The 26742-nt window shown below is 36.3% G+C and carries 19 protein-coding genes and 4 pseudogenes; 21 read left to right on the top strand and 2 right to left on the bottom strand.

Annotated features, from left to right (window positions below):
- Positions 1-115: 115 nt before the first annotated feature.
- From H5S10_RS05145 to H5S10_RS05095, 11 genes are all read left to right on the top strand, one after another.
- Positions 116-1126 (top strand): LacI family DNA-binding transcriptional regulator, encoded by a 1011-nt coding sequence (locus tag H5S10_RS05145; protein WP_182588966.1) that lies wholly within the window; start codon positions 116-118, stop codon positions 1124-1126.
- A 215-nt stretch (positions 1127-1341) separates the two neighbouring features.
- On the top strand, positions 1342-2826 hold the full coding sequence (locus tag H5S10_RS05140; RefSeq protein ID WP_182588965.1) for a glycoside-pentoside-hexuronide (GPH):cation symporter: 1485 nt from the start codon (positions 1342-1344) through the stop codon (positions 2824-2826).
- A 36-nt stretch (positions 2827-2862) separates the two neighbouring features.
- Entirely contained in the window at positions 2863-4332 is a 1470-nt protein-coding gene (gene uxaC, locus H5S10_RS05135; protein WP_182588964.1) for a glucuronate isomerase, read from the top strand.
- A 62-nt stretch (positions 4333-4394) separates the two neighbouring features.
- Positions 4395-5606: a condensation domain-containing protein gene (locus H5S10_RS05130; protein WP_182588963.1), complete on the top strand. Its 1212-nt coding sequence runs from the start codon at positions 4395-4397 to the stop codon at positions 5604-5606.
- 166 nt (positions 5607-5772) lie between these two features.
- Complete coding sequence (locus tag H5S10_RS05125; protein ID WP_152701163.1) at positions 5773-5952, top strand: hypothetical protein; 180 nt, start codon at positions 5773-5775, stop codon at positions 5950-5952.
- Positions 5953-6241: 289 nt separating this feature from the next.
- Positions 6242-7663: a tagaturonate reductase gene (locus H5S10_RS05120; protein ID WP_182588962.1), complete on the top strand. Its 1422-nt coding sequence runs from the start codon at positions 6242-6244 to the stop codon at positions 7661-7663.
- 4 nt (positions 7664-7667) lie between these two features.
- Positions 7668-9152 (top strand): altronate dehydratase family protein, encoded by a 1485-nt coding sequence (locus tag H5S10_RS05115; RefSeq protein ID WP_182588961.1) that lies wholly within the window; start codon positions 7668-7670, stop codon positions 9150-9152.
- 12 nt (positions 9153-9164) lie between these two features.
- Positions 9165-10046, top strand: a complete 882-nt coding sequence (locus H5S10_RS05110) for an aldose 1-epimerase family protein (protein WP_182588960.1) — start codon at positions 9165-9167, stop codon at positions 10044-10046.
- An 18-nt stretch (positions 10047-10064) separates the two neighbouring features.
- Positions 10065-10721: a bifunctional 2-keto-4-hydroxyglutarate aldolase/2-keto-3-deoxy-6-phosphogluconate aldolase gene (locus tag H5S10_RS05105; protein WP_182588959.1), complete on the top strand. Its 657-nt coding sequence runs from the start codon at positions 10065-10067 to the stop codon at positions 10719-10721.
- 42 nt (positions 10722-10763) lie between these two features.
- Positions 10764-12269 (top strand): UxaA family hydrolase, encoded by a 1506-nt coding sequence (locus H5S10_RS05100; protein ID WP_182588958.1) that lies wholly within the window; start codon positions 10764-10766, stop codon positions 12267-12269.
- Positions 12270-12287: 18 nt separating this feature from the next.
- Complete coding sequence (locus tag H5S10_RS05095) at positions 12288-13313, top strand: sugar kinase (RefSeq protein ID WP_182588957.1); 1026 nt, start codon at positions 12288-12290, stop codon at positions 13311-13313.
- Positions 13314-13361: 48 nt separating this feature from the next.
- Here H5S10_RS05095 and H5S10_RS05090 read toward each other — a convergent pair whose 3' ends face one another.
- The gene (locus H5S10_RS05090) at positions 13362-14045 is read right to left on the bottom strand and encodes a GntR family transcriptional regulator (RefSeq protein WP_182588956.1); all 684 of its coding nucleotides are present in this window, start codon (positions 14043-14045) and stop codon (positions 13362-13364) included.
- 150 nt (positions 14046-14195) lie between these two features.
- On the opposite strand from H5S10_RS05090, the gene H5S10_RS05085 reads away from it, so the two are divergent.
- The 9 genes and pseudogenes from H5S10_RS05085 (at position 14196) to H5S10_RS10640 (ending at position 25258) form a co-directional block, all read left to right on the top strand.
- Positions 14196-15824, top strand: coding sequence for a mannitol dehydrogenase family protein (locus tag H5S10_RS05085; RefSeq protein ID WP_182588955.1), 1629 nt, complete (start codon positions 14196-14198; stop codon positions 15822-15824).
- Positions 15825-15843: 19 nt separating this feature from the next.
- Positions 15844-16917 carry a mannonate dehydratase gene (gene uxuA / locus H5S10_RS05080; RefSeq protein WP_182588954.1) on the top strand — a complete coding sequence of 358 codons (1074 nt, stop codon included), beginning with the start codon at positions 15844-15846 and terminating at the stop codon, positions 16915-16917.
- A 77-nt stretch (positions 16918-16994) separates the two neighbouring features.
- Entirely contained in the window at positions 16995-18296 is a 1302-nt protein-coding gene (locus tag H5S10_RS05075; RefSeq protein WP_182588953.1) for an MFS transporter, read from the top strand.
- Positions 18297-18310: 14 nt separating this feature from the next.
- Positions 18311-19864, top strand: a complete 1554-nt coding sequence (locus tag H5S10_RS05070; protein WP_182588952.1) for a glycoside hydrolase family 30 protein — start codon at positions 18311-18313, stop codon at positions 19862-19864.
- 12 nt (positions 19865-19876) lie between these two features.
- Positions 19877-21421, top strand: a complete 1545-nt coding sequence (locus tag H5S10_RS05065) for a glycoside hydrolase family 30 protein (RefSeq protein ID WP_182588951.1) — start codon at positions 19877-19879, stop codon at positions 21419-21421.
- A 110-nt stretch (positions 21422-21531) separates the two neighbouring features.
- Positions 21532-22855, top strand: a pseudogene (gene uxaC / locus H5S10_RS05060) (glucuronate isomerase).
- A gap of 477 nt (positions 22856-23332) precedes the next feature.
- A pseudogene (kduI, locus tag H5S10_RS05055) lies at positions 23333-24181 on the top strand (5-dehydro-4-deoxy-D-glucuronate isomerase).
- Positions 24182-24194: 13 nt separating this feature from the next.
- Positions 24195-24520: pseudogene (locus H5S10_RS10580) on the top strand (SDR family NAD(P)-dependent oxidoreductase); the annotation flags it as partial.
- Between the two features lie 12 nt (positions 24521-24532).
- A pseudogene (locus tag H5S10_RS10640) lies at positions 24533-25258 on the top strand (IclR family transcriptional regulator).
- Here H5S10_RS10640 and H5S10_RS05035 read toward each other — a convergent pair.
- Positions 25246-26130, bottom strand: a complete 885-nt coding sequence (locus H5S10_RS05035) for a LysR family transcriptional regulator (protein ID WP_182588949.1) — start codon at positions 26128-26130, stop codon at positions 25246-25248. The pseudogene H5S10_RS10640 and the gene H5S10_RS05035 sit on opposite strands and share 13 nt — an antisense overlap.
- A gap of 42 nt (positions 26131-26172) precedes the next feature.
- On the opposite strand from H5S10_RS05035, the gene H5S10_RS05030 reads away from it, so the two are divergent.
- Positions 26173-26649 (top strand): flavodoxin family protein, encoded by a 477-nt coding sequence (locus H5S10_RS05030; RefSeq protein ID WP_182588948.1) that lies wholly within the window; start codon positions 26173-26175, stop codon positions 26647-26649.
- Positions 26650-26742: the final 93 nt, after the last annotated feature.

The raw sequence follows: 26742 nt of genomic DNA, 5'->3' as shown, positions 1-26742 counted from the left end.
GTTAATCATAACACTATATAAGATAATTTGTATACTGAAATGTATTAAATAATTGACATGGTAAGTCAAAATTATATAAAATTGATTTATTATAAAATTTTGGAGATATATGAGAATGAACGATAAAGTAACAATAAAAACAATTGCAAAGATGGCAAATGTTTCCCATACAACTGTATCAAGAGCATTAAATAATAGTCCGTTAGTTAAAGAAAAAACCAAAAAAGAAATTAGAGAACTCGCAGAACGATTAAATTATTCGCCTAATTTAAATGCTAAAGCTCTTGTTGAGCATCGTTCATTTATTATTGCCGTTTATTTTACTGATTTAAATAGTGGAACCTCTCCTAGTTTTATGTCAGAAATGCTCCACCAAATAAAAGAAATGCTCCCAGCTGGTTATGAAATAGCGGTCGACAGTTTTGCTGGCCTGCGTCGGGCAAATCAGTCAATCAATTTACGGTTTGATGGGGCGCTAGTTGTTAGTCAATCTTCAAGCGATGATGTGTACATTGATCAATTGGCTAAAACAGGTAAGCCCGTTGTAGTTTTAAATAGGGAGATTGAGCGTGATGATCTCTTTAATTATGCTTCTGATGATTATTCTGGAACTGTAACTGCAATTGAATATCTCTTACGAATGGGGCACAAAAAAATTGGAATTATTTCGGGAAAAGAGGAGTTTGCATCATCTCAAAATCGGTTGAATGCTTTTGTTGATGTTTTGAATAAGCATAATATTAATTTAAATGATAATTGGATGGTAACTGGAGACTACAGTGTTAAATCGGGATATAATGCTATGGAAAAAATCTTAAATGCAGGCGAGCTTCCTACTTGTATTTTCGCCTCTAACGATGACATGGCGATGGGAGCTATTCGAGCATGTCAAGATTATGGATTTAATGTTCCGGATCAAATCTCGTTTGTGGGATTTGATGGCAGTGCATATTCTAATTATTTTATTCCGCGATTAACAACGATTAAAAAGCCAATGCGTGAAATTACTAACAAAGGGCTAAAAACGTTAAATAATCTTATTAATAATAAGAATATTACACCTATTGAATTTATGAATATAAAACCATCACTAGTAGTCCGTGAATCAGTCAAAAAAATAAATTAGTTATTTTTTTCACAAAAATTGTTAACGTTTTCAAAAATGTGTGGTATTATACAATCGTTAAGGAAATCGCTTATAGTTTTATAAGGCATCCTTAGCGATTGCAATCATTCACAGTAATTACTGTTAAAAAAGTTGCGTTATAACGCAGCTATTAATTTTATAGATAAATGTTCACGTGTGTTTTTTGCTCTTGAATATTAAGGGAGGTCATACCGTTGGATACTACATCTGCTAAAACTCCAAATGACACTAGTTCAGTAGGAGAGAAAACAGTAACGAAAACGGATAACTTTAATAAACAAATTCCTACTCATCAGAAAATCTTTTATGGTTTTGGGGACTTCGGAAATGGTTTTATGTTTGATTTAGGTCAAGCATATTTAACAAAATTCTGGATTGATGCTGCAGGAATAGGTGCGGGTGCCGTTGCTGGAATCTTTGCTTTTACTAAAATATTCGATGCTTTTATGGACCCTATTGCTGGTTCTTTTGTCGATGGGAGAAAAAATATTGGTAAAAGGGGTAAGTTCCGCCCCGTTATGATTGTTTCAGCAATTATTTTAGGTATTATGACTGTAATTACTTTCACAATGCCAATGGGGTTATCAACCACACAAAAGATTATTTACGCTTATGCTGTTTACATGATTTGGGGTGTTGTTTATTCATTTACTAATGATCCGTATGGGTCGCTAGCGTCTGTTATGTCGCGGAATCCGCAAGACCGAAGCTTTATGGCAACAACTCGTCAAGTAGGATCAGTCGGTGCTCAGTTTATTGCGGGAGTTGCCTTCATTCCATTGATGGAAATGGTCGGCGGCGGAATGAGCAGTAAAGATCAGTTACACGGATATTTTGTAGCTGCTGCCGTATTTGCCGTTATTGGTGTTGCAATGTTTGCGGTTTGTTATTTCGGAACCAAGGAAAATGTTAAGGTACACCGTGATAAGAATGCTAAACGTGAAGGGTTCAAAGACTATATTAAAGTAGTCTTCACTAATGGTCCTTTGGGTGCATTGATTTTAATGACATTATTTACTATTTCTGCCATGAATACTAATAATCAAATGATGGTATTTTATGCTCAATATAACTTAGGTAACATTGGATTACAGCCAGTTATTAACGCTGTTATGATGGGGTGCTCAATTGTTGGGGTCTTCATGATTCCAGCATTAACAAAAAAGTTTGGTCAAAAGCGGACAGCAATGTGGTCATTTGTTGTTGGTGCTGTTGCTAACATCTTAAATTTCTTCCTCCCTACTAACGTCATTACTTTTATTGTTTTGGTCACGATTGGGTATACTGCTCTAGCAATTCCAAATGGTATTACTTGGGCGATGGTTTCTAATGCAATTGATTATGGAGAATGGCATACCGGGATGCGGAAGGAAGGTATTACTTATGCTGCCTTTAACTTCTCACGAAAAATTGCTCAATCTCTTGCGGCGTTAGTTAGTGCAGGGGTGCTAGCTGTAACAGGTTATGTTGCTAATGCTCACCAATCTGCTCGTACTTTACAAGGGATTAAAGCTGCAATGACGCTTTACCCTGGCTTCTGCTTAATTATGGCTGCTGTTATTATTGGATTCTTATACAAGATTAGTGATAAGAAATTCAAACAGATTGCTACTGACCTTGATAATGGTAAGTGGGAACATGGTGTTATTGGTGATGAAGATGTTAAAGCTGATAAGTAGGTTGGTTGTATTATGAAACTATAAGGAGGAATTATCATGACGTTACTTGGTAAAGATTTTTTGTTAACAAATGAATGGGGTAAAAAGTTATTCTTTAATTATGCTAAGGATATGCCAATCATTGACTTTCACTGTCATTTGAATCCAAAAGAAATTTATGAGAATAAGAACTACGCTAATATTACTCGGGTTTGGATCAATGAAGAACATTATGGAGATCACTACAAGTGGCGTTTAATGCGTGCTAACGGTGTTCCTGAAGACTTAATCACTGGTGATGGTGATGATTATGAAAAATTCTTAGCTTGGGCTGGAACGATTGAAAAAGCTGTTGGTAATCCGGTATATGAATGGACACACCTTGAATTACGGCGATTCTTTGGGATTGATGAGCCTTTAACGCGAAAGAATGCTCCAGAAGTTTGGAAGAAGGCTAATGAGTTGCTGCAAACTGAAGACTTCAAGCCTCGTAACCTTATCAAATTGTCAAATGTTAAGGCCGTCTGCACTACTGATGATCCTGCCTCTGACCTTCATTATCATAAACTTTTGAAGAAGGATGAACGGGAAAATGGCTTCCGGACACTTCCAGCTATGCGACCAGACAATTTAATTCAAATTAATAAGCCAACATTTGCTGAATATATCAAGAAACTTAGCGAGATTTCTGGTGTCGAAATTAATTCATTCCGTGACTTGATCAAAGCAATGGATCAACGTTTCCAATTCTTCAGCAAAATGGGTGGACGGTTATCCGACCATTCATTGTTGACTTACCATTATGCCGAAGCTACTGATGATGAATTGGACGCTATCATGAAGAAGGCTGAAGCTAATGAAGAAGTAACCGGTGTCGAATATGATAAATGGCTTACAATGTTCCTCGAAGAAATGATGAAACTTAATACTAAGTATAATTGGACTATGCAATTCCATATCAATTCTATTCGTGATCTTAACCATCCTATGTTTAAACAACTTGGTCAAGATACTGGTTACGATGCAATGGGAACTCAACCAGATATTGTTGCTCACATGCAAAAGCTTTACACTAAGATGCGTGATACAAATGATATTCCTAAGACAATCTTCTACTCCCTTAATCCAAATGATTGGATGCAATTAGTAACATTAATGGGTTGCTTCCTTGAAGGTGGAAAGCAACGAATGCAATTGGGTGCTGCATGGTGGTTTAATGATACTGCTGAAGGGATGACTACCCAATTACGTGATTTTGCTCAACAAAGTCTTTTGCCAAATTTTGTCGGAATGCTAACTGATTCACGGAGCTTTCTTTCATATCCACGGCATGAATATTTCCGTCGTGTATTATGTAACTTCATTGGTAGTTTAGTTGAACAAGAACGAGCACCTGAAGATGAAGAATACCTTGGTAAGATCGTTCAAGATATTGCCTATAACAATGCTTACAATTACTTTGGATTTTTTGACGATGCTACACCTGCAGAATTATTTGCAAAGCATGAAAATCCATTTCAATATTAATGATTAATTATTGAGCGACGACAAGAGGGTCATCGCTCTTTTTTATCAAAAGGAGAAGAATAATGAATTACACAGGTGAGCCACTAAATATTTTGCATACGATTGGCCTTAAAGAACTTTATCCCCTTATTCGAATTAGTTTTGTTGTAAGTAATGATTTTGATCTTACACATTTTAAGCAAGCAATTTTGCTTTGTAGTAAGACTGTCCCAGAACTTTTTTGCAAATATGTGCTAAATAATAACTCTTTCGTTCCAGTAACGGATGATCTATCGGACATTTTATTTACTGATCAAGATCCTGATAATGCTATTGGACAATGGGACTTATTTTCTGATCCTCAACTGCGAATATTTCTCAATAAGGTTATAAATGGGTATAGGATAACAATTTATTTAAGTCATATTTTAACTGATGGCGCAGGTGGCAAGCAGTTCTTGTATTTATTATCTAAAGCATATAATACGGGTGAATTTACCGAGAAAAATCACCAAGAGATTACCTGGATTCGTAAATTACTTAAGAAACACCCAGTAAAATCGGATCCGCACGTTGATCATCCAGGTAAGCCATTGTCTATGCCGGTATTAGCAAATAGTAAAAATAAAAGGCGTCGAACGGTAACTTATCGTTTAAGTAAAGTAGAGACAAATAAGTTGCGTTATGCTGCTCACCAAGCAAAGGTGACCTTAAATGATCTTTTTATGGCAGCTTTCGGGTGGGCGGTTCAACGTTATTCTGATACAGATGAAATATCGTTAGCTTGCCCCACTGATATGCGTCAATTTATACCGGGAAAAAAGGAGTTACGAATTGCTAACCATACTTCCCGATATAACATTTCGGTTAAATCAAGCTTAGATCAACCATTTGAAAAAGTAATAAATACTGTCCATCAAGCGATGAATAGAAACAAAGAACAATTTCAATGTTTTCAATCAATTCAAGAATTAGTTGCTAATTATGATAATTATTCATTATCGGATCTTCAGAAAATAGTTGAAGAGAACTATCACGTTCGCAATATTTCTTACACTAATTTTGGTATTATTGATAATCAAAAATTTTCTTTTAAAGGCAGTAAAATTAATAATTTTGCAATGCTCGGTACGTATCGTAAGTATCCGATGTTTCAAGTAGCCGTTAGTACTTATAGTGGGCAAATTAATTTTTCGTTTGCAATGCTTGGTAATGATGAAGAGGAAAGGATGGGAAAGACTGTTATTCTAACCATAATGGACCTATTGCGCAATTTTCTTCAAAAAGCAGCATAATTGAATAACTATTGACATTATTAATGAAAGCGATTACGGTATATAATATACTAATATATCAGTTGGAAAATAAAACAAACCTCTTGCATAACAATATTGATGTAGTAAAATACAGAATGTCGATTCACTGTTCACGTGAACATAAAATGTGAGAGGAGAGAATTTGATGAGTCTTATAAAGAGTTTAATTGTTGTAATCGTTGCTAGTATCTTATTAGCAGGTGGAGTAAGTGCGAGTTCGATTTATGCTGCCCATCAAAATGTAAATAGTCATAGTTTAAGTTACCAAATGACTAATGTTGTTACTAAGAACAAAGAAACAATTGATTATCAATTAAACAAATAGAAAGCATATATTATAAGGCCAGCGGTATTGAGTTGGTCTTTTATTTCAAAGTAATTTGATCAATCCTAAACAATCTTAGAGATGCTATTGAAATTTTCACGTTAACATTTTATAATGAAAGAAAGTTGAGAGCGCATTCATACGTTGCCGTTATCATCATAATGAGTACGCGTTCAATCTTTTGGCTTGATTTGCGAGAAATTACACATCAACCTTTCACTGGTGTAGCTGAATTTAGCAAATTGAACTGATAACGTAAAATAGCTAGTTAAATTTGGAGGGTTTTAGGATGGAAAGTCTTAACAATAGTTTTCGTAAATTATCACAGTATCCCAATAAGGTTATTCAATTTGGTGAAGGAAACTTTTTGCGTGCATTTATTGATTGGCAAATTCAACAAATGAATAAACAGGGATTGTTTAAAGGTGGAGTACAGATTGTTCAACCACTTCCTACTGGGCGTGTTAAAGAATTAGATGTACAGGATGATCTTTATACTGTATTACTTGAAGGTATTTTAGATGGTGAAAAGATCCAAAGCCATGAAATCATTGAATCAGTAAATGGAACTGTTAATCCATATACTGATTACGATAAGTATCTAGCACTTGCTGAAGATGACAACATTGAAGTTATCTTTTCGAATACTACTGAAGCAGGAATTGCGTTTGATAAGAATGATACCCTTGAAAAAATTGAAAATGGTAAAAAGAGTTCATATCCTGCTAAATTAACCGCTTTACTTTACCATCGATTCAAACTCGGTAAGAAAGGTTTCTATATTATTCCATGCGAGTTGATAAATCACAACGGTGACGCATTGAAGAAGACTATTTTACAATATGCTGATTTATGGAATCTCGGCCAAGACTTTATTGATTGGATTAATAATGATAATGAATTTTACTCTACATTAGTTGATCGGATTGTTCCTGGCTATCCACGTGATCGTGCTGCTGACTTAGAAAAAGAGTGGGGTTATAAAGATCAAAATATGGTTAAGACTGAGCCATTTTTAATTTTCGTTATTGAAGGTAATAAAGATATTGAAAAAGTATTACCCCTAAAGGAAGCAGGTATTAATCTTATCGTTACTGACGACATGCAACCATATCGTAATCGGAAAGTCTCCATCCTTAATGGACCTCATACAACAATGTCACCAATTGGTCGTTTAGCAGGTTTACAAACTGTTGGTCAGGTAATGTCTGATAAGGATTTCTATAAGTTTATTGATGATGAAATGCATAAAGAAATTATTCCAGTTGTTCCATTGCCAAAAGAAGAATTAGAGAGCTATGCCAAGGGAATTCAAGAACGTTTTGAAAATCCGTATGTCAAACACCAACTAAGTGCTTTAGCGTTAAATAGTATTTCTAAGTATCGTGCACGGCTTCTTCCAAACTATAAACGCTATTACGAAAAGTATGGTGAACTACCAAAACGGATGACATTAGCTTTAGCAGCTTATCTTTGGATTTATAACGGTAAATCTGAGTTTGAAATTAATGACACAGCAGACATTGTCGAAGGTTTTGCCAAGATTAAGGGAACTGATGGTTATATTCATGCTGCTCTTTCTAATCCAGACTTTTGGGGTGAGGACTTAACAAAGATTCCTGGCCTCGAAGAATTAGTTACTAAGTATTATAACGAGATTGGTAAAAATGGAACCCGTGAAATTGTTCAAGAAATTAATGCAGAGGAGTAATTTTATGGAAAAGCTACTTATCCTAAATCCTAACGATAATGTGGCCCTTGCTACTGTTGATATTCCTGCACAAACAATAGTAAAAGTTAATAATAAAAAAATTACGGTACAAGATGATATTCCTGTTGGTAATAAGGTTGCCTTAAACGATTTACAAAAGGACGCCAATATTATTAAATTTGGTCAATCAATTGGTCTTTTAACAGCTAATGTGGCTACAGGGGCTTTGATTAATAAGCAAAATCTTGTAACAAATCAAAGTGACAATGTAGTTAATAATGTAGAGATAAAGGTTGATCTTCCTGATATTGATCGGAAGACTTTTATGGGATATCGCCGTAAAAATGGTAAAGTTGGAATTCGCAATGATCTTTATATCGTGCCGACAGTCGGTTGTATCACGCCATTGATGGATGTAATGGTTCAACAATTTAAGGCAAAACATCCTGATAATGGGTCATTTGACAATATTATTCTTCTGAAGCATCCATATGGTTGTTCACAGTTGGGAGATGACTTTGAGCAAACCCGCCATATCCTTTGTGATGCTGTCTTACATCCTAATGCTGGTGGTGTATTAGTATTTGGCCTTGGTTGTGAAAATAACCAGATGGACGGGATGAAGGCTGAAATTGAGCAAATGAAAGGCATTGATAAAGATCGGATGAAATTCTTAGTTGCGCAAGAAGTCAAGGATGAATTTGCTAATGCTCAGCAAATGTTAGAAGAATTAAATGAAGCAGCGGCTAATGACAAGCGCACACCAGTCCCGTTAAGTGAATTAAAGGTCGGCTTGCAAAGCGTTCGTCCTGATGGATTAAGTACAATCACTGCTGACCGCTTAATTGCCGACGCGGCAAGTTATTTAACTGCCAATAATGGAACGGTCGCATTAACTGGAATACCGGTATTATCAGGTGCTGAGCAAGAAATTGTTAAGCGCACACCAGATAATGACACGGCTGCTAAAGTAATGACAATTTTTGATAACTTTAAGCAGTATTATGAACATTTTGATTCAGCTATGCATAAAGTACCAAGTGCAGTAGAGGATAAAATTGGCATTTCAACAGCAGAAGAACGAGCCTTAACGCTTCTTCGACTTGCTGGTAACGGTGAAGTTAATGATGTTTTGCCATATGGACATAAATTAACAAAGAGTGGAATTAATATTATTGAAAGTCCAAATAATGACCTAATTAATTCTTCAGCCGAAGCATCAGCAGATTGTCAAATGGTTATTGTCAGTACCGGTAAAGGGACTCCATACTCCACCTATGTTCCAACTATTAAGGTTGCCTCTAATTCTGCTTTAGCTGAGAAGAAAAAACGCTGGATTGACTTTGACGGTGAAAAGGTTGCGCAAAGTTTACATGGTAGTGAAGAACTTATTAACTTTATCTTGGATGTTGCTAATGGTGAAAAAACTAGCAATGAGAAATCGGGTCTTCATGGCTTAGCGATCTTTAAGATTGGTGTTACCGAATAGGGGAAGATTAAAATGCAAATTATTGAAAATAAGGAGTTTCGTGCTGAAATTGATGAACATGGAGTGCAATTAACTCACCTCTATAATAAAAAAGCCGGTTTTGATTATATTTGGAATGGCAAAGAATGGGGTAAGCATGCTCCCGTTTTATTTCCATCAATCGGACGGTCAAATGAAGATGAGTATGTGTTAAACGGACAGACATATTCTATGCCTCAACATGGATTTGTTGCAGGTGAAGACTTTACGGTTAGTTCTCATGAACCTAATATTCTTACTCTAAGTCTTCGGGCCAATGATCGAACTAAAGGGATGTATCCTTTTGATTTTGAACTAAAAATTACGTTTACGCTTTTAAGTACTGGTCTTTCACTTAGTTTTAATGTTATTAATCATTCGTCAGGAATAATGCCATTTTCACTCGGCTCACATCCAGCATTTAATGTTCCAATTAATGGCATTGGGAAGTTTGATGATTATTGCGTGGATTTTGTAGGTGCTCAGGAATCACTAAATGTCTATGAGATTATTAAGACACCGGCACCTTACCGGACAGGAAAACAGGAATCATTGACAGGTTCAGATGGATCATTACTTCATTTGAATTATGAAACGTTTAAACCAGGATTACGGATTGTAACTAGTCATGATATTAAGAGTATGCGTTTGTTCTCACCATTAACGAGTCATCAAATTCAACTGGATGTTGCACAATTTAATAATATTTGTTTATGGACAAAAGAAGATGAAGATTGTTCATTCCTTTGTATTGAACCATTTAACGGTCTGCCTGACGTGTTAGGTGAACCAATTGATTGGGAAGATAAGGAAGGAAATCTGTTCTTGAAGCCAAATAGTTCACAAGTTTATCAATATGAAATGCATCTTTCATAAAAAGGAGATTAATTAATTATGTTACCTAAATTTGAAGCATTAGAAGCAGTAAAAAATGCTGGTGTTGTTGCTGTTGTTCGCGGTCGGAGTGAAGAAAACTCTTATAAAATTTCAAAAGCAAGTATTGAAGGGGGCGTAAAGGCAATTGAATTAGCATTTACATCACCAAATGCGGACGTTACAATTAAACGCTTAAGTGAAGAATATGCTGATGATCCATCAGTAGTTGTTGGGGCGGGAACTGTTCTTGATCCTTCAACTGCCCGGATGGCGATGATTGCTGGTGCTAATTTTATTGTTAGTCCTTCTTACAATGCTGAAGTTGCAGAAATTTGTAACCTATATTGTGTTCCTTACATGCCCGGTTGCTTTACACCAAGCGAAGTACAAAAAGCTTTGGAAACTGGTGCTGATGTTATAAAGATCTTCCCTGGAGCAATTGCTACACAAAAGATGATCCCAGAACTACAAGGACCATTCCCACAAGCTAATATTATGCCTAGTGGTGGAGTTTCCCTCGATAATATGGCTGGATGGTTTAAAGCTGGTGCATTCGTTGTGGGTGCTGGAGGTAGTTTGGTTGGTCCTGGTGCTGATGGTAATTATGATCAAGTGAAGGATAACGCTCAAAAGTTCCATGCAGAATTTGAACGGATTCGTAAAGAAGTAAAGTAATCGCTGAATTTTACTTCAATCATAAGAAGGAGTTTGATACTATTGAACAATTTCATTATTCTAGACGATCATGATATTGTTGCCGTTGCCCTTCAAGATATCAAAAAGGGGTCAGTTCTAAAGACTAAGGATCATGGGGATGTTGCGATTTTAGAGGACATCACTCGTGGACACAAGATTGCTCTTGAAGATATTGCTGAGGGAGAAGATATCATTAAATATGGGTATCCGATTGGTCATGCAACAAAGCCGATTAAGCGTGGTGATCATGTTCACGTTAACAATATTACAACTAATTTATCTGGTGAATTACAGTATCATTATGACCCAATTAAGATAGAGTCAAAAGTCCAAAAGGATCAACGAACTTTTATGGGATATAAGCGTCCTAATGGGAAAGTCGGTATTCGTAATGATTTATATATTATTCCAGTAATAGGTTCAGTTAGTGAAATGCTGGACCCGTTAGTAGAACAATTTAAGGCTTTACATCCTGATGCTGGAAATTTCGATAATGTAATTCCGTTAAAGCATACATACGGTTTTGATACGCCAGAGGATAACTATGAACATGCCCGTAAAATTCTTATTGATGCTGCCTTGCAACCTAATGCAGGTGCTGTCTTAATTTGCGGACTTGACTGTGCTGATGATAGTGAGCTTGAAAAGATGAAACAAGCATTGATCGAAGCAGGTGGTTCGATCAACACTGACCGAATTAAGTTTCTTTCATCAGCTGATAGTGATGATGAACTGGCAGACGGTCTAGATATGTTAGAAGAACTAAATCAGGCAGTTGCTGAAGATCAACGGACGCCACAACCATTGAGTGAATTAAAGATTGGTTTAAAGTGTGGTGGGTCAGATGGGTTATCTGGGGTCACTGCTAACCCATTACTTGGTCGTCTTTCTGACTTTGTTGATGTCCAGGGAGGTACCACAGTCTTATCCGAAGTTCCAGAAATGTTTGGTGCAGAACAAATTCTAATGTCACGGGCGCGTGATAAAGCAACTTTTGATAAAATTGTCAACTTGATTAATAACTTTAAGGCTTATTTTGAAAGCTTTCATCAACCAATCTATGAGAATCCTTCACCAGGTAATAAGGCGGGTGGGATTTCCACTCTTGAAGATAAATCATTAGGGTGTACCCAAAAATCAGGATCTTCAGCTGTTAATGACGTTTTGCAATATGGTGACAAGTTGAAGACAAAGGGATTGAACTTATTGCAAGCACCAGGAAATGATTTAGTTTCCTCTTCAGCAGAGGCATCGGCTGATTGTCAGATGGTATTATTTACGACTGGTCGTGGGACACCATTTGCGACGTATGTTCCAACGGTGAAAGTATCGTCAAATTCTTATATTGCTAACTTAAAACCAAGGTGGATTGATTTCGATGCGGGTCGCTTAATGAATGAATCAATGGATGACTTAGCAGACGAGTTTATCCAATTCATTATTGATGTGGCAAGTGGTAAAAAGACCAATAATGAAAAATATAATGTTCATGGTATCGCAATTTTCAAAACAGGAGTCACTGAATAGTAAAAGGGGTGGCATAAAATGAATAAAATTGTAACATTTGGTGAAATGATGATGCGGTTGAAGCCAACTGATAAGAAACGCATGCTTCAGGCTGATCAATTTGATGCTAATTATGGTGGCTCAGAAGCAAACGTTGCTGTATCGCTAAGTCTCTTTGGCGATCAGGCAGCTTTCGTTTCAAAATTTCCTAAAAATATCTTAGGGCAAGCAGCAACTGATAAACTTCGTGAGTACGGTGTTGATACATCATTACTCCAGTATGGTGGTCCGCGTCTTGGAATATACTTTTTTGAAAAAGGTGTCAGTGTCCGTTCAACGAAAGTAACATATGATCGGGCCGGAAGTTCATTTGCACTGTCAAAGAGTGAAGAATATGATTGGCCAACTCTGCTTAAAGGTGCGGACTATTTCTATTTCAGCGGTATTACGGCGGCTCTTTCTGATGAAATGCGTAAGACAATTTTAGCAGCATGTGAGTATTGTAAAGAAAACGGAATTAAAGTTGCTTGCGATTTAAACTTCCGCGGAAAACTCTGGACACCTGAAGAAGCACAATTCTATATGAAGAAGATCATGCCATATTTAACGGTTTGCTTGGTTAATGATGAGGATTTTGAGCAAAGCCTTGGCATTTATGCTTTTGATGGGGATATGTCGCGTGGAATTGAGCAGAAAGATACCTTTATTAACGGGATGAGGGAAATTGTCAAACAGTATCCGAATATAAAAGTTGTAGCGAGTGTATTGCGGAACATTCAGTCTGTTGATAAATCGACCTGGATGGCATTAATGCTTAAAGACAGCAAGATTTATGAAAGTCCTGCATATAATATTGATGTTCTTGAAGGCGTTGCCGGGGGAGATGCCTTTGGAGCCGGACTAATGCATGGGATCTTAAACGGTAATGCTCCACAAGAAATCATTGATTACGCGATTGCTGCGAGTGTTCTCAAACTAACAGTCCTCGGTGATCTAAACGTTTCAACAAAAGAAGATGTTGAAGCAGTTATGCAAGGCGGAGCCGGAACACGAGTTGCACGGTAGAAAAATAATCCATTCAATGAATATTTCTTCACTGAATGGATTATTTTTTTATTCAATATTTGAGAAATAATTAGGGAAAGTCTTAATTAGTGAATCTTCCTCATCAAGCATCCGGTGCATGTGATTGGCAGTCAGTCGATCTGCTTCATTGACATCATTTGCTTTAATTGCTTCGTAAATAGCAATGTGTTCTTCAATTAAGCCTTGCCAAGAAAGCTTTTGCACTTTTAAACGCAAGAAACGAAAACGATTGAACTGGATGTTTATTTTTTTAAGCCAGTCCCAGACACGTTGATGATTAGTAATTTTATAGAAGTATTCATGAAAAATATCATCACTTTCTAAAAAGGCTGGGAAATCATCATTTTCACGGGTTATTTTTTCGTTTTGAATGATTTGATCAAGGTTTGTGATTTGTTCTTCGTTTAGGTTAATTGTTGCTGCTTCTCGCATAATACGACGCTCGACACTCGCCCGGGCAAATCGCGCGTCTAAAACATCTTTTAAGTCAATCCTTGAAATATAGGTTCCAGACTGCGGGATTACATTAATAAGACTTTCCTGTCGTAGCTGTAATAGTGCTTCTCTAACAGGGGTACGACCAATTTGTAAATCTTCTTCAATCTTTTTTTCAGAAATTTTCTGACCAGGTTCGTATTCGGCATCAATAATCTTTTTTAAGATGAGATCATAAGCTTGCCCAGTTAAGTCATTTCGTGAATAATTTGGCATTGTAATAACGTCCTTTCTAGTGATTTAATTATAACTCTTTTTATTTCTGAAAATACAATTTCTGGAAAATCATTGACAAAAGCTTTGAAAGCGTTTACTATAAAGGTAACTGATATATTAGTATATTACTTGGAAGGGAGAGATAATTTAATGGTGAAATTAACTGATGACTATCTCAATAACCCAGCACCATTTGAAAATACGGGAATTAAGCTACCGCAGTTTAATCAAAATGAAATGGTCAAGCATACGAATGAAGCGCCTGTTTGGGTTCACTTTGGCGGTGGTAATCTTTTTCGGTGCTTCCATTCTGTTATTGCACAAGACCTAATTAATAAAGGGGAGTTAGATAGCGGAATTGTTGTTGCTGACACTTATGATGATGAAGTAATTAATAAGGTATACAAACCATATAATAACCGGTTCTTAACAGTTGTTATGAAAAAGAATGGCTTTGATAAAGAGCTGGTCGCAAGTGTGGCTAATAGTATTTATGCTAACAGTAAAAATAAGGCTGGCTTAGACGAACTTAAACAAATATTTGAAAAGCCTTCACTTCAATTTGCAACATTTTCAATCACTGAAAAGGGATATGCGCTAAAAGATATTGACGGAAACCTAACTAAGGAAGCTGAACACGATATTAACAGTGATCCTGATGAAGCAGTTACAAATATGGGAATTATTACCAACCTCTTGTTAACTCGATATAAGGCCGGTAAATTCCCAATTGCGATGGTTAGCACTGATAACTTCTCACAAAATGGGAAGCGGCTTGAAGAAGCAGTATTATTAATTGCTAATGGCTGGCTGAAAAACGGGATTGTGGATCAAGGATTCGTTGATTATCTAAGCGATTCTCAGCAAGTTTCATTTCCATGGAGTATGATTGATCGAATCACGCCAAATCCCTCTGAAGTAGTTGTTAGACAGTTAGCAAATGATGGAATTGAGGATGCGGTAATTATTCACACTGATAAGCATACAAATATTGCACCGTTTGGTAATACCGAAGAAACTCATTATTTGGTAATTGAAGATAGTTTCCCCAACGGCCGACCTAAGCTTGAAGATGCTGACGTTCTAATGACTGACCGAGAGACGGTTAATGACGCTGACCAAATGAAAGTAACAGCTTGTCTTAATCCACTGCATACGTCTTTAGCAATTTTTGGTTGTTTACTTGGCTTCAATTCAATTGCTGATGAAGCGGTCGATGAAGATTTATTCAAGATGATTAAAAATCTTGGCTATGGAGAAGACCTGCCGGTTGTTAAAGACCCCGGTATTATCAATCCAAAAGAGTTTATTGATACTCTGATCGAGAAACGGTTACCGAATAAAAATATTCCTGATACTCCGCAACGAATTGCTTCTGACACTTCCCAAAAGGTTGGTATTCGATATGGGGTAACTCTTCAGCATTATGTTGATGACCCTACACTGAATCCAGCAGATCTTGAGTTTATTCCGATGATTATCGCTGGTTGGTGCCGTTATTTGATAGCAATTGATGATGAAGGAAAGGCATTTGTTCCAAGTTTAGATCCTTTATATGATCAACTACATAAATATGTAAAAGATATCAAACTTGGTGACGAGCTTAATGTACATGAAAAACTTGAACCAATTTTAAGTAATAAATCAATTTTTGGAAATGATCTTTATGAAATTGGTCTCGGTAATAAGATTGAAGATTATTTTAGACAAATGATTGCTAAACCTGGTGCAGTCCGTGAGACAATTCATCGAACGGTAACAGAAAAAGGTAAGTATTAATTAAAGAAGGAATTAAAAAATGAAGAACATGGGATTTCGCTGGTATGGCGATAACAATGACTCAATTAAACTGTCAGACATTCGTCAGATTCCAGGAACGACACAAGTGGTGGGAGCACTATTTGATATTCCGGTCGGAGAAGTTTGGCCGAAAGAAAGGATAGCAGCTCTAAAACAAGAAGTTGAAGACGCAGGGTTGAAGTTAGAAGTAATTGAGTCAGTTAATATTCATGATGATATCAAGATTGGCCTGCCGAGTCGGGACAAATATATTGAAAATTATAAAGAGACCATTAAGAATTTAGCAGCTTATGGTATTAAGGTTATTTGTTACAACTTCATGCCAATATTCGATTGGGTACGAACAGATCTTCATTATCCATTGCCAGATGGGTCAACTGATATGGCTTTTCAACATAAATATGTCGAAGGATCGCCAGAAGACATCATTAAATCAGTTGAAAAGAATTCTAATGGTTACGTTCTTCCTGGTTGGGAACCAGAGCGATTAGCTGAAGTTAAGCGGTTATTTGAAGCTTATAAAGATGTTGATGAAAACAAGCTTCGAGAAAATCTAAGATACTTCCTTGACGCTATTATGCCAACCTGCGAGAAGTATGATGTTCGGATGGCGATGCATCCAGATGATCCGCCAATGCCATTATTTGAATTGCCACGAATTTACAAAAATAGAGAAGATATGCTCAAAATTGAGCAAATGCATGAATCAAAATATAATGGCTTTACAATTTGTACAGGAAGCCTTGGCGAAAATCCAAACAACGATGTGCCAGCCATTATTCGAGAATTTGTAAAGAAGGATCGGGCACCATTTATTCATGCACGTAATATCAAATTTATGGGAAATGGCGATTTTCATGAGTCCGCACACTTATCTTCTGAAGGCTCATTAGATATGTACGAGATCATGAAAGCCTTGTATGACACGGGATTTGATGGCTATATTCGTCCAGATCATGGCCGTGATATCTGGGGTGAAGAAGGTCGCCCAGGATATGGATTGTACGATCGTGCTCTTGGAATCACTTATTTAAATGGCCTTTGGGAGGCAATTCAAAAGGATAATAAATAGATAAGAAAGATTAGTGTAAAAGCTAATCTTAATTTAAAAAATATTTTTGAAAGCGTTTTCTATAAGGAGTGAGAATAATGGATAGTAAACTTTCAAATGATAAAGATCAAAAAGCTACTTCATCGATAATAGGTGAAATTACGAATGCTAAGGTTAAGGATTCTGAACAGCCTAAACTACCTTGGATGATTTCTTCCGCAATGTTTTTAGCACCGCTTTGTTGGTATGGACCTATTGGCTCGACTAGAAGTGTTTTAATTCCACAATTATTCAGTCAAATTGATCCAGCTAATAAAGTATGGGCAGTTGGTATTTTAGCAACTGTTGCCTCAATTACAGGAGCTATTGCTAATTTGCTTTTCGGTGCTTTTTCAGATGTTACTCGAACGCGTTTTGGTAAACGTAAACCTTATATTGTATTAGGAACTTTAGCAATAGCAATTTCACTATGCATCATTGCTAATATGAAATCTGTTGTAGGTATTATTTTAGTATGGATTATCGCAGCAGCAGCGGAAAATGCCATTGCTGCAGCTATTTACCCACAAATCTCAGATAGAGTGGCACCAAAATGGCGTGGAACTGTATCAACATTTTATGGTGTTGGTTTTACAATTGCCCAACAAGGATTTGCGCTATTGGCTGCTCAGTTCTTAGGAAATGTTAAATTTGGTATTTATGTTATGGCTGGGTGTACTGTTGTACTTGCAATTATTCACGAGTTATTAATTCAAGAAAAGGGTAATTTAGATGAACCTAAAGTTAAGTTTGATAAGCAATCGTTAAAGAAATACTTCTTCTTCCCAACTAAAGGTGCACGTGATTTTTACTTTGCATTGTCAGGTAAGTTCTGTATGGTTGTTGGCTCAACTATTGTTACTACTTTTGAACTTTATATTTTTACTGATTATATTGGGCAGAACACGCAGGACGCTGGACATTCAATTTCAATTTTCTCAATGATTATGTTAATTATTGGTGTTATTTTTGCCCTTATCGGAGGTCCTCTTGCTGATAAAATGAAGCGGGTTAAAGGACCAGTTGTTTTAGCTACATTTGCTTTAGGCGTCGCTGCATTATTCCCATTATTTGTTGCAAAGCCATGGGCGATGTTTGTATATGCTATTATCGCGGCTTTCGGTAATGGACTATATAATTCGGTTGATGGTGCTCTTAATATGGACGTGTTACCATCAGCTGATACAGCTGGAAAAGATTTGGGATTAATTAACCTTGCCAATACTTTAGGTCAAATGTTGGGTGCTATGTTTGCTTCAGCAGTTGTTGCTGGTTTTGGTTACAAGTCTATCTTTATTTTTGCCGTAATCATGGAAATTGTTGGTGGTTTCTTAATTTGGTCAATTAAACGTGTTCGTTAAAGGGGTGAGAACTTATGAAATTTAAGAATGAATTTTGGACAGCTACTTCTGGAGATCTAACAGAAAAGCGGCAAAAAATTAAAATACCTATTAGTACTAAAAATCCAGGGACTGGTAGCCAGATTATAATTGATCCTTCAATAAAAAAACAGCATTGGATTAGCGCGGGCGCAGCAATTACTGATGCAACGGCTTCATTAATTTGGAAGCAGACCTCTGAACAACGCAATTCTTTACTTCATGAATTGTTTGATCCTAATGAAGGAAACTTTTCTGCAATTAGAATTCCAATTGGATCATGTGATTTTGGATCTGGAGAAGTTTCAGAAGAAGAATATTATAGCTATGATGATGTTCCGTTTGGCGAGCATGATTCAAGCTTAAGTAAATTTTCTATCGGTGAAGGAAAACCAGGAGCTGAAAATGCAACAAAGGATCTCAAGTACATCGTTCCGGTAGTTCAAGAAATTTTAAAAATCAACCCAGCGGTTAAAGTTCTTGCTTCTCCATGGTCGGGACCTGCTTGGATGAAAAATACTGGTAATATGAAAATGGGTGGTCACTTAAGATTTGATGAATTTACCGGAAATGGGTCTGCAACTAAAGATCGTTTCGAGGGTGTATATGCTAATTATTTCATTAAATTCATTGAAGCATATAAAAAATTAGGTATCCCTATTTATGCATTGACTATTCAGAATGAACCATCCAATGCTGCTGCATGGCCAGCGATGATTTGGAACATCAAAGAATTAGCTCATTTTGGTTATAAATACTTACGACCAGCATTAGATAATTCATTTCCCGATACCCAATTATATTTCTGGGATGGCAGTTTAAACGTACTTAATGATCCATTAAGTAAATTCATGAGTATTGAAGAAGCTAAAGCATTCGACGGATTTGCTTTTCATACTTATGATGGTCCCTATACCAATCTTTTTAATGCAACTCGGTTTAATCCTAATTGGGATTTAGCAATGACAGAACGCCGGTGTATGTTAGAAGAATCAGTTGATGATGCCTCACATATTATGTTTGGCTTAATTGGGAACTGGTTAGTACGACAAGGCTTATCATCGATTTATTTATGGAACCTTGCACTAGACGAACGTGGCCTTCCTAATATTGCTGGATCTACAGGCCGGCGTGGCGTTATAACTATTGATCATAAAACAGGAAAGGTCCAACGAAATCTTGAATATTATATGTTACGGAATTTTACACAAGATATTGATACTGGATCAGTCGTAATTGGATCGAGTAATTATACTCAGGATGGTTATTCAGGTGGTTTAGGATCAGTAGCATTCATGGGTCCTACTGGTTCAATTACAGCTCATATTTATAATCCAACTGATTCTTCACTGACAGCAACAGTAAAAATTAATAGTTATGATACAGGGTGGCAGACAGTTAATGTACCCGCTTATGGAACTGTTACTCTTCATAAATCTAATGAGAAAATAAATGAAAGTAGCCCTCGGAAAGATGAAAAATTTAAACTAAATCCTCGTCCGGCTGCCTTACAAGATGATTGGGCACCGGGAAAAGGTATAAATAAATAGGGAGGATACATTATGACTAAATTTAATAATGAATTTTGGACTGTTACTTCAGGAGATTTAAAACAAAAACGTGAGCATCTTTCGACTCCTAAGTATCATTTAAACAATGGTGAGGGATACAAAATTGTAATTGATCCATCAATAAAAAAACAAAATTGGATTGGAGCTGGAGCGGCAATTACTGATGCAGCAGCCTCTCTTATTTGGAAGCAAAGTCCAGAACAACGGAACAAACTTTTGCATGAATTATTTGATCCTAATGAAGGCAATTTTTCAAATATTCGTATACCACTTGGTGCTTGTGAGCCATCTAGCCAACCTTATTATAGTTATGATGATGTTCCATTCGGTGAGCATGATTCGAGCTTAAGTAAGTTTTCTATCGGTGAAGGAAAGCCTGGTGCTTCAGATGCAACTAAGGACTTAAAATATATTGTTCCTGTGGTCCAAGAAATCTTAAAGATTAATCCGGCAGTTAAGATTATGGCTTCTCCATGGTCTGCCCCAGCTTGGATGAAGAATACTGGTAATATGAAAATGGGTGGTCACCTGCGGTTTGGCGAATTTACCGGGAATGGATATGATACTAAAGATCGTTTTGAAGGTGTATATGCACAATACTTTGTTCGATATCTTGAGGAATATAAGAAACTTGGTATTCCTATCTATGCTATTACCATTCAAAATGAACCATCCAATGCTGCAGAATGGCCGGCAATGATTTGGAATATTAAAGAATTAGCTTATTTTGGCTATAAATATTTACGACCAGCGTTAGATAATTCTTTCCCTGATACTAAACTTTACTTCTGGGATGGTAGCTTAAATGTATTAGATAACCCATTGAGCGATTTTGTTACGCAAGAGGAAGCTAATGCGTTTGATGGATTTGCCTTCCACACTTATGACGGTCCATATACAAATTTTTTTAATGCAGGTCGTTTTAACTCTAAGTGGGATTTAGCAATGACAGAGCGTCGTTGTATGCTCGAAGAAACTGTTGATGATGCATCACATATTATGTTCGGACTAATTGGTAATTGGTTAGTACGACAAGGTTTGTCTTCTATCTATCTTTGGAATATGGCGTTAGATGAACGTGGATTACCAAATATGGTTGGTTCTACTGGGCGTCGCGGTGTTGTTACAATTGATCATAAAACCGGTAAAGTTCAGCGGAATCTTGAATATTATATGTTACGTAACTTTACTCAGGATGTTGTACCAGGATCAATAGTAATTGGTTCAAGTAACTATACTTCAGATGGCTATACAGGTGCATTAGGATCAGTTGCATTTCTTGGACCAGATGATTCTATAGCAGCGCATATCTATAATCCAACAGACAAACCTCTTAAAGCCACAATTATAGTTAATGGCTTTGATAATGAATGGCAAGATGTTATCGTTCCCGCTTATGGAACTGTAACTTTACATAAAGCAAATGAATCAATTAACGAAAGTTCTCCACAGAAAGATGAGAATTTTAAATTAAATCCTTATCCAGCAAACTTAATGGATGATTATGCACCAGGTAAGGGGGTGAATAAGAAATAGTCTCAACAATATAAATTGAATATCTTACACTTAGGGCTCATTAAATTTTTATATTAATATTTAATGAGCTTTTTGTATGTAAAATACACAAGTAAAGGGAGACAATTAAAATTTCACTAATGGGCAAAAACTTCTTATTAACTAATTAATGGGGTAAAAAACTATTTTTTGATTACGTTAAGGATATGCCAATAATTGATTATCATTGTCATTTAGTGCCTAAAGAAATTTATGAGAATAAGAACTATAAAAATATAACACGAGTATGGCTAAATGATGGGACTTATGGTGACCATTACAAATGGCGTTTAATGCGAGCAAACGGTATTCCGGAAGAGCTAATAACAGGGGATGCAGACGATTATGAAAAGTTTCTAGCCTGGGTGGAAACAATCGAAGAGGCGGTGGGAAATTCTGTTTATGAATGGACTCACTTGGAATTAAGAAGATTTTTGGGGATCAATGAACCATTGACACGAGAAAATGCTCCTGAGGTTTGGAAAAAGGCTAATACATTACTTCAAACAGAAGATTTTAAGCCTCGTAATCTTATTAAACTTTCTCATGTTGTGGCGGTATGTACTACTGATGACCCAGCATCTGATCTTCATTATCACAAACTTCTAAAACAAGAAGAACGTGAAAATGGCTTTCGTAGTTTACCTGCAATGCGTTCTGATAGTTTAATCTATATTGATAAACCAACATTTGGAGAATAGCTTCAAACTCTTGGAAAGATATCAGGAGTTGAGATAATTACATTTGCAGATATTATTACAGCGCTGGACCAATGTTTTAGTTACTTTAATGATATGGGAGCACGCATATCTGATCATTCACTAAGTACCTATCATTTTATTGAAGCAAGTGATGCAGAATTAAATGCGATCATTGAAAAGGGCATTAATAATGAGCAAATTACCGAATAAAAAGTATAATTGGACAATGCAATTTCATAATAATGTTTTGCGAAGCATTAATCACCCAATGTTTAATAAAGTTGGTTCAGATACAGGATTTGATGCGATGGGTACCCAACCAGATATGATTGCTGAAATCCAAAAGCTATTTACAAAGATAAAAGATCAAGAGAGCTTACCTAAGATTATCTTTTATTCTCTGAATTCAAATGATTGGATACTTTCAAGAAGGTGGTAAGCAACGGATGCAATTAGGTGCTGCATGGTGGTTTAACGACACAGCAGAAGGAATGCGAACGCAGCTACGTGATTTTGCCCAACAAAGTCTTTTACCCAACGTATATTCTTCTTTGGTGAACTGGTAGAACAAGACCGGGCACCAGAGAACAAAGAATGCCTTGGAAAGATTGTCCAAGATATTACTTATAATAATGCACTAAACTATTTCAACTTCTTCCCAGATGAGAAGCCGGATGAACTTTTTCCAAAATGTAATAATAAATTTCAATTTTAGTTAAATATAATACCCGCCAAATATCAGTATTGATGTAAGGATTACATTAAATTACCATATTTGACGGGTATTGTTTAGTTTTATTTTCATCAAGATCAATCATATTAATATAATTTCCGAGAACAGAGATTTATATTCCAGCTTACTTAAACTTTTGATTGATTTCGTTTAATAACCCTGGAGAATAAAATGCGCTATCTGTTATTAATTCCTTAGGCAAAAATTTGAATGGCACGCATTGAACATTATTTAACCTGTAATTATGAGTTACAGCAAATAAATGTTTAAAAGTATGTTCGTTGGCATCGTGAGCACGAAGCCCAATACTCATTCTCATCACCTTTGAATCTATGTTATCGCTTTGTGCATTATTTAGAAACACTTTATTGAAAACGCTTATAAAAATGTCATTAATACTATAACCAAAGATTAATAAGGAAATATCATTTCTAATTGAGAAACGGAGGGGTAAATAAAATAGGCTTTAAGATGGTAATGCGGTATGCTCATAGTCCCAAAGATATCCAGCATTATGATATGAAGGAACTGCGAGACGAATTTTTAATGAATAAGACTTTTTCACTTGGTGATATCTTACTAACATATACTTATAATGATCGAATGATTTTGGGCGGAGGTACTCCCAAAGCCGGTGAATCCTTAGAAATTAAACTGGATAAGGATCTCGGCGTAGATTACTTCTTGCAGCGTCGTGAATTAGGTTTTATTAATATTGGCGGTTCTGGATCAGTAACGATTGATGGTAAGAAAGATTCAATCGTTAAGCATGATAGCTGCTACATTGGAATGGGGGGCAAAACATGTTGTCTTTGAGTCAGATAATTCTAATGATCCAGCAAAGTTCTATGTTGTATCAACTCCTGCTCATAAGACTTATCCAAATAAAAAGCTTCCATTCAAGAATGCAGTTGCAATGTCTATGGGCAAGCAAGAGGATATGAATAAGCGGACTATCATAAGTACATTGATGCATTAAGTATGGACACATGTCAGCTCCAAATAGGATATACAGTGCTTGAACCGGGAAATGGCTGGAATACAATGCCTTGTCATACTTATGCACGGCGAATGGAAACTTATATGTACTGCGAATTTGATTCTAAAAACACCCGTGTATTTCACTTCATGGGTAAGCCTGACGAAAGTGAGCATATTGTCATCGAGCCAGAACAAGCAGTTGTTAATCCTAGTTGGTCAATTCATTATGGTGTTGGTACTACCAGTTATTCATTTATTTGGGCAATGTGTGGTGAAAACCAGAGCTATGACGATATGGATATGGTCGATATGCATGATTTGACGTAAAGAAGGTATTTTTATGGCTCAATCACAAGAAGAGATTAAGTAAAATGAAGCTGATTTAGATTAAGTTCAAAATGTCAGCTTTTGATTTAAGTGGTAAAGTAGCAATTATTACTGGTGGAAATACCGATTTAGATCAAGAATATGCAGTTATCTTAGCTGAAGCTGGTGCTGATATCTTTATTCCGACATGGAACTCAAGGTTGGGATGACACCTGCGAGATGATTGAGAAGCGCGGATGAAAAGTCGAATTCATATAAGTTGATTTGATTGTTCCCGGCATTGCTCAAAAAGTAGTCGATCAAGCTATAAAGACTTTTGACCATATTGATATTTTAATAATTTCCAGCTGAATATCATTAAAAGCACGCCAAATTCTTGACTATATTGCAAGCGATTTAGAAACGTTTACACTGCGGAAACTTGACGCTCACCTTGATATTTCAAAGCCTACGATTTATAAAAGCCTAAAAACCTTAGAATACTGTGGCTATGTTCGAGTAGAAGGGGAAGATAAGCACTACTACTTAGGAACCATTTTTCTTCAATATGCCCAAGCTGTTAATAATTTATTTAATATTGAAGAAATTGCTAAACCATATTTAAAAGAGCTTCGTGATGCGACCAATGAGACGGTTAACCTGGGAATTATAGAAGATAAAAGTGTTGTCCTACTTTCAAAGCTAGAAAGCACTAATAGTATTAAATTAGTATCATATATCGGCGGTAAAATGCACATGTATTCTTCGGCGATGGGAAAGGCAGTTTTAGCTACCTACAATGATAAACAGCTATCAACATAATTAACTGGTATCACTTTTGAAAAGCTAACTCCTAATACAATTGATAATGAACAAGCGCTTTTAACGGTACTAAATGAAACTAGATCTCAAGGATACTCCATTGATGATGTAGAAAATCAGCCGGGGGTATACTGTCTCGGCTTTGCCTTAGTAAAAAATGGTCATACATTTGGAGCATTTAGTATTAGTACCCCGGAATACCGGATGAATCCGCAGAAAAAAGAGCATGGCCAACAGACGCAGCAAAAAATTTTAAGTGTGATCTATGATTCTTGAATTTGCTCGTTAACAAACTGAAGAAACTTTTTGATTGCTGGAGATAAGATGGTATTTTTACGCCAGGCAAGGACATTCCCTGTCGATTTGTTAGGTACAAGGGGAACAAAAACAAGGTCAGGATCGTGGAAGTTATCGTATACCCCTTTAATTGTCAAACTATAATAATAACTATTTCTTAAAAGGGAAACGGTATTTCCAGGTAAACTGGTTGTTGCACGGATATTTAAACGCGTTTGATCTAATTTTAAAATGTCACTAACTTCATCACGGACAATACTACGATGGGGAAGAATTAGGGGGATTTTGTAAAGATCTTCTTTTGTAATGGTAGAATACTTGGCAAGTGGAGCCTCTTTTTTCATCATTACTCCCCATTCTTCACGGACTGGTAATTCGAGAAAATTATATTTAGCAGCCTCAACAGGTTCAAGGAGGCACACAAGGTCATTGAGTCCTTCATCTAGTTGTCGGCGAAGGACATCGCCATCTCCATCAGATAAATTAAAGATTACGTTCGGGTAAAGCTTTTGAAATTCAAAAATTAGTTTCGTTATATAAGGAGAGACACTCGAAACTGCTGAGCCGAGATTAATTTCGCCTGTTAATGCCTCTTCTTGTTGATGAAGGTCGTTTTCAGTTTGGTCCAAGAGTTGTAGCAGGGTCGTTGCTCGCTGTTGAAATAGAATGCCAGCTTTTGTGAGCTGAAGGCGATGATTTTCCCGATTGAACAACTTTATGTCTAATTCGGCTTCTAGGTCCATTATTTGCCGGGAAAGGGTCGGCTGCGTAATATGTAATTGTTCCGCAGCCTTTGTGATATTATTAGTTTGTGCAACAGTTAAAAAGTATTTTAATACACGTGTATCCATGTAGTATCCCTCATTTTTATTTATATTAAGGAGTTATTGATAATGGCAAAACAAGCATTGATTTTATATTATTCTCAATTCGGAAATACTGCTAGACTCGCTAGTAAGATTCATGAAGCAACCGGTGCCGATATTGTAAGCGTTAAGGTTCCTAATGATACTTTTCCACTAGATATGGAAGAAACTGGAAAAATTTATCAGCAGCAACTTAAGACGCATACCTATCCCAAACTAGTAACGACCCTACCTGATTTGTCATATTACGATTTGATTTTAGTTGGTGGACCAGTCTGGAATGGGAAAGTTGCCTCACCAATCATTTCCTTACTTCAACAACTTCAAGGATTTACTGGTAAAATTGCGCCATTTAGTACAGGTTGGAGTGACACAGGTGATTATCAAGAGGACTTTATCAACTATGCTGGTAAGTTAAATGTCACTTCCGGCTACCATATTCTTACTCATGGTAGTCCAGCTTTCAATGAAAAGTCATTATTTTCATGGCTGCGAAAATTATAATTCATTTTTTGAATAACTCACCATTTATAATAAGCTTTTTACATTCTTAATACTAGAGTTTATTATTAAACCAACAATTAATTGGAGGTTAGT

Origin of the sequence: Limosilactobacillus balticus (assembly GCF_014145615.1) — a bacterium.
Classification (GTDB): domain Bacteria; phylum Bacillota; class Bacilli; order Lactobacillales; family Lactobacillaceae; genus Limosilactobacillus; species Limosilactobacillus balticus.
This window is presented reverse-complemented; position numbering and strand designations above follow the sequence as displayed.

Excerpts from the sequence above, each read along its gene's own strand:
- H5S10_RS05145 (WP_182588966.1), top strand. The coding sequence starts at position 116 with ATGAACGATAAAGTAACAATAAAAACAATTGCAAAGATGGCAAATGTT.
- uxaC (WP_182588964.1), top strand. The coding sequence starts at position 2,863 with ATGACGTTACTTGGTAAAGATTTTTTGTTAACAAATGAATGGGGTAAA.
- H5S10_RS05130 (WP_182588963.1), top strand. The coding sequence starts at position 4,395 with ATGAATTACACAGGTGAGCCACTAAATATTTTGCATACGATTGGCCTT.
- H5S10_RS05125 (WP_152701163.1), top strand. The coding sequence starts at position 5,773 with ATGAGTCTTATAAAGAGTTTAATTGTTGTAATCGTTGCTAGTATCTTA.
- H5S10_RS05120 (WP_182588962.1), top strand. The coding sequence starts at position 6,242 with ATGGAAAGTCTTAACAATAGTTTTCGTAAATTATCACAGTATCCCAAT.
- H5S10_RS05115 (WP_182588961.1), top strand. The coding sequence starts at position 7,668 with ATGGAAAAGCTACTTATCCTAAATCCTAACGATAATGTGGCCCTTGCT.
- H5S10_RS05110 (WP_182588960.1), top strand. The coding sequence starts at position 9,165 with ATGCAAATTATTGAAAATAAGGAGTTTCGTGCTGAAATTGATGAACAT.
- H5S10_RS05105 (WP_182588959.1), top strand. The coding sequence starts at position 10,065 with ATGTTACCTAAATTTGAAGCATTAGAAGCAGTAAAAAATGCTGGTGTT.
- H5S10_RS05095 (WP_182588957.1), top strand. The coding sequence starts at position 12,288 with ATGAATAAAATTGTAACATTTGGTGAAATGATGATGCGGTTGAAGCCA.
- H5S10_RS05090 (WP_182588956.1), bottom strand. The coding sequence starts at position 14,045 with ATGCCAAATTATTCACGAAATGACTTAACTGGGCAAGCTTATGATCTC.
- H5S10_RS05085 (WP_182588955.1), top strand. The coding sequence starts at position 14,196 with ATGGTGAAATTAACTGATGACTATCTCAATAACCCAGCACCATTTGAA.
- uxuA (WP_182588954.1), top strand. The coding sequence starts at position 15,844 with ATGAAGAACATGGGATTTCGCTGGTATGGCGATAACAATGACTCAATT.
- H5S10_RS05075 (WP_182588953.1), top strand. The coding sequence starts at position 16,995 with ATGGATAGTAAACTTTCAAATGATAAAGATCAAAAAGCTACTTCATCG.
- H5S10_RS05070 (WP_182588952.1), top strand. The coding sequence starts at position 18,311 with ATGAAATTTAAGAATGAATTTTGGACAGCTACTTCTGGAGATCTAACA.
- H5S10_RS05065 (WP_182588951.1), top strand. The coding sequence starts at position 19,877 with ATGACTAAATTTAATAATGAATTTTGGACTGTTACTTCAGGAGATTTA.
- H5S10_RS05035 (WP_182588949.1), bottom strand. The coding sequence starts at position 26,130 with ATGGATACACGTGTATTAAAATACTTTTTAACTGTTGCACAAACTAAT.
- H5S10_RS05030 (WP_182588948.1), top strand. The coding sequence starts at position 26,173 with ATGGCAAAACAAGCATTGATTTTATATTATTCTCAATTCGGAAATACT.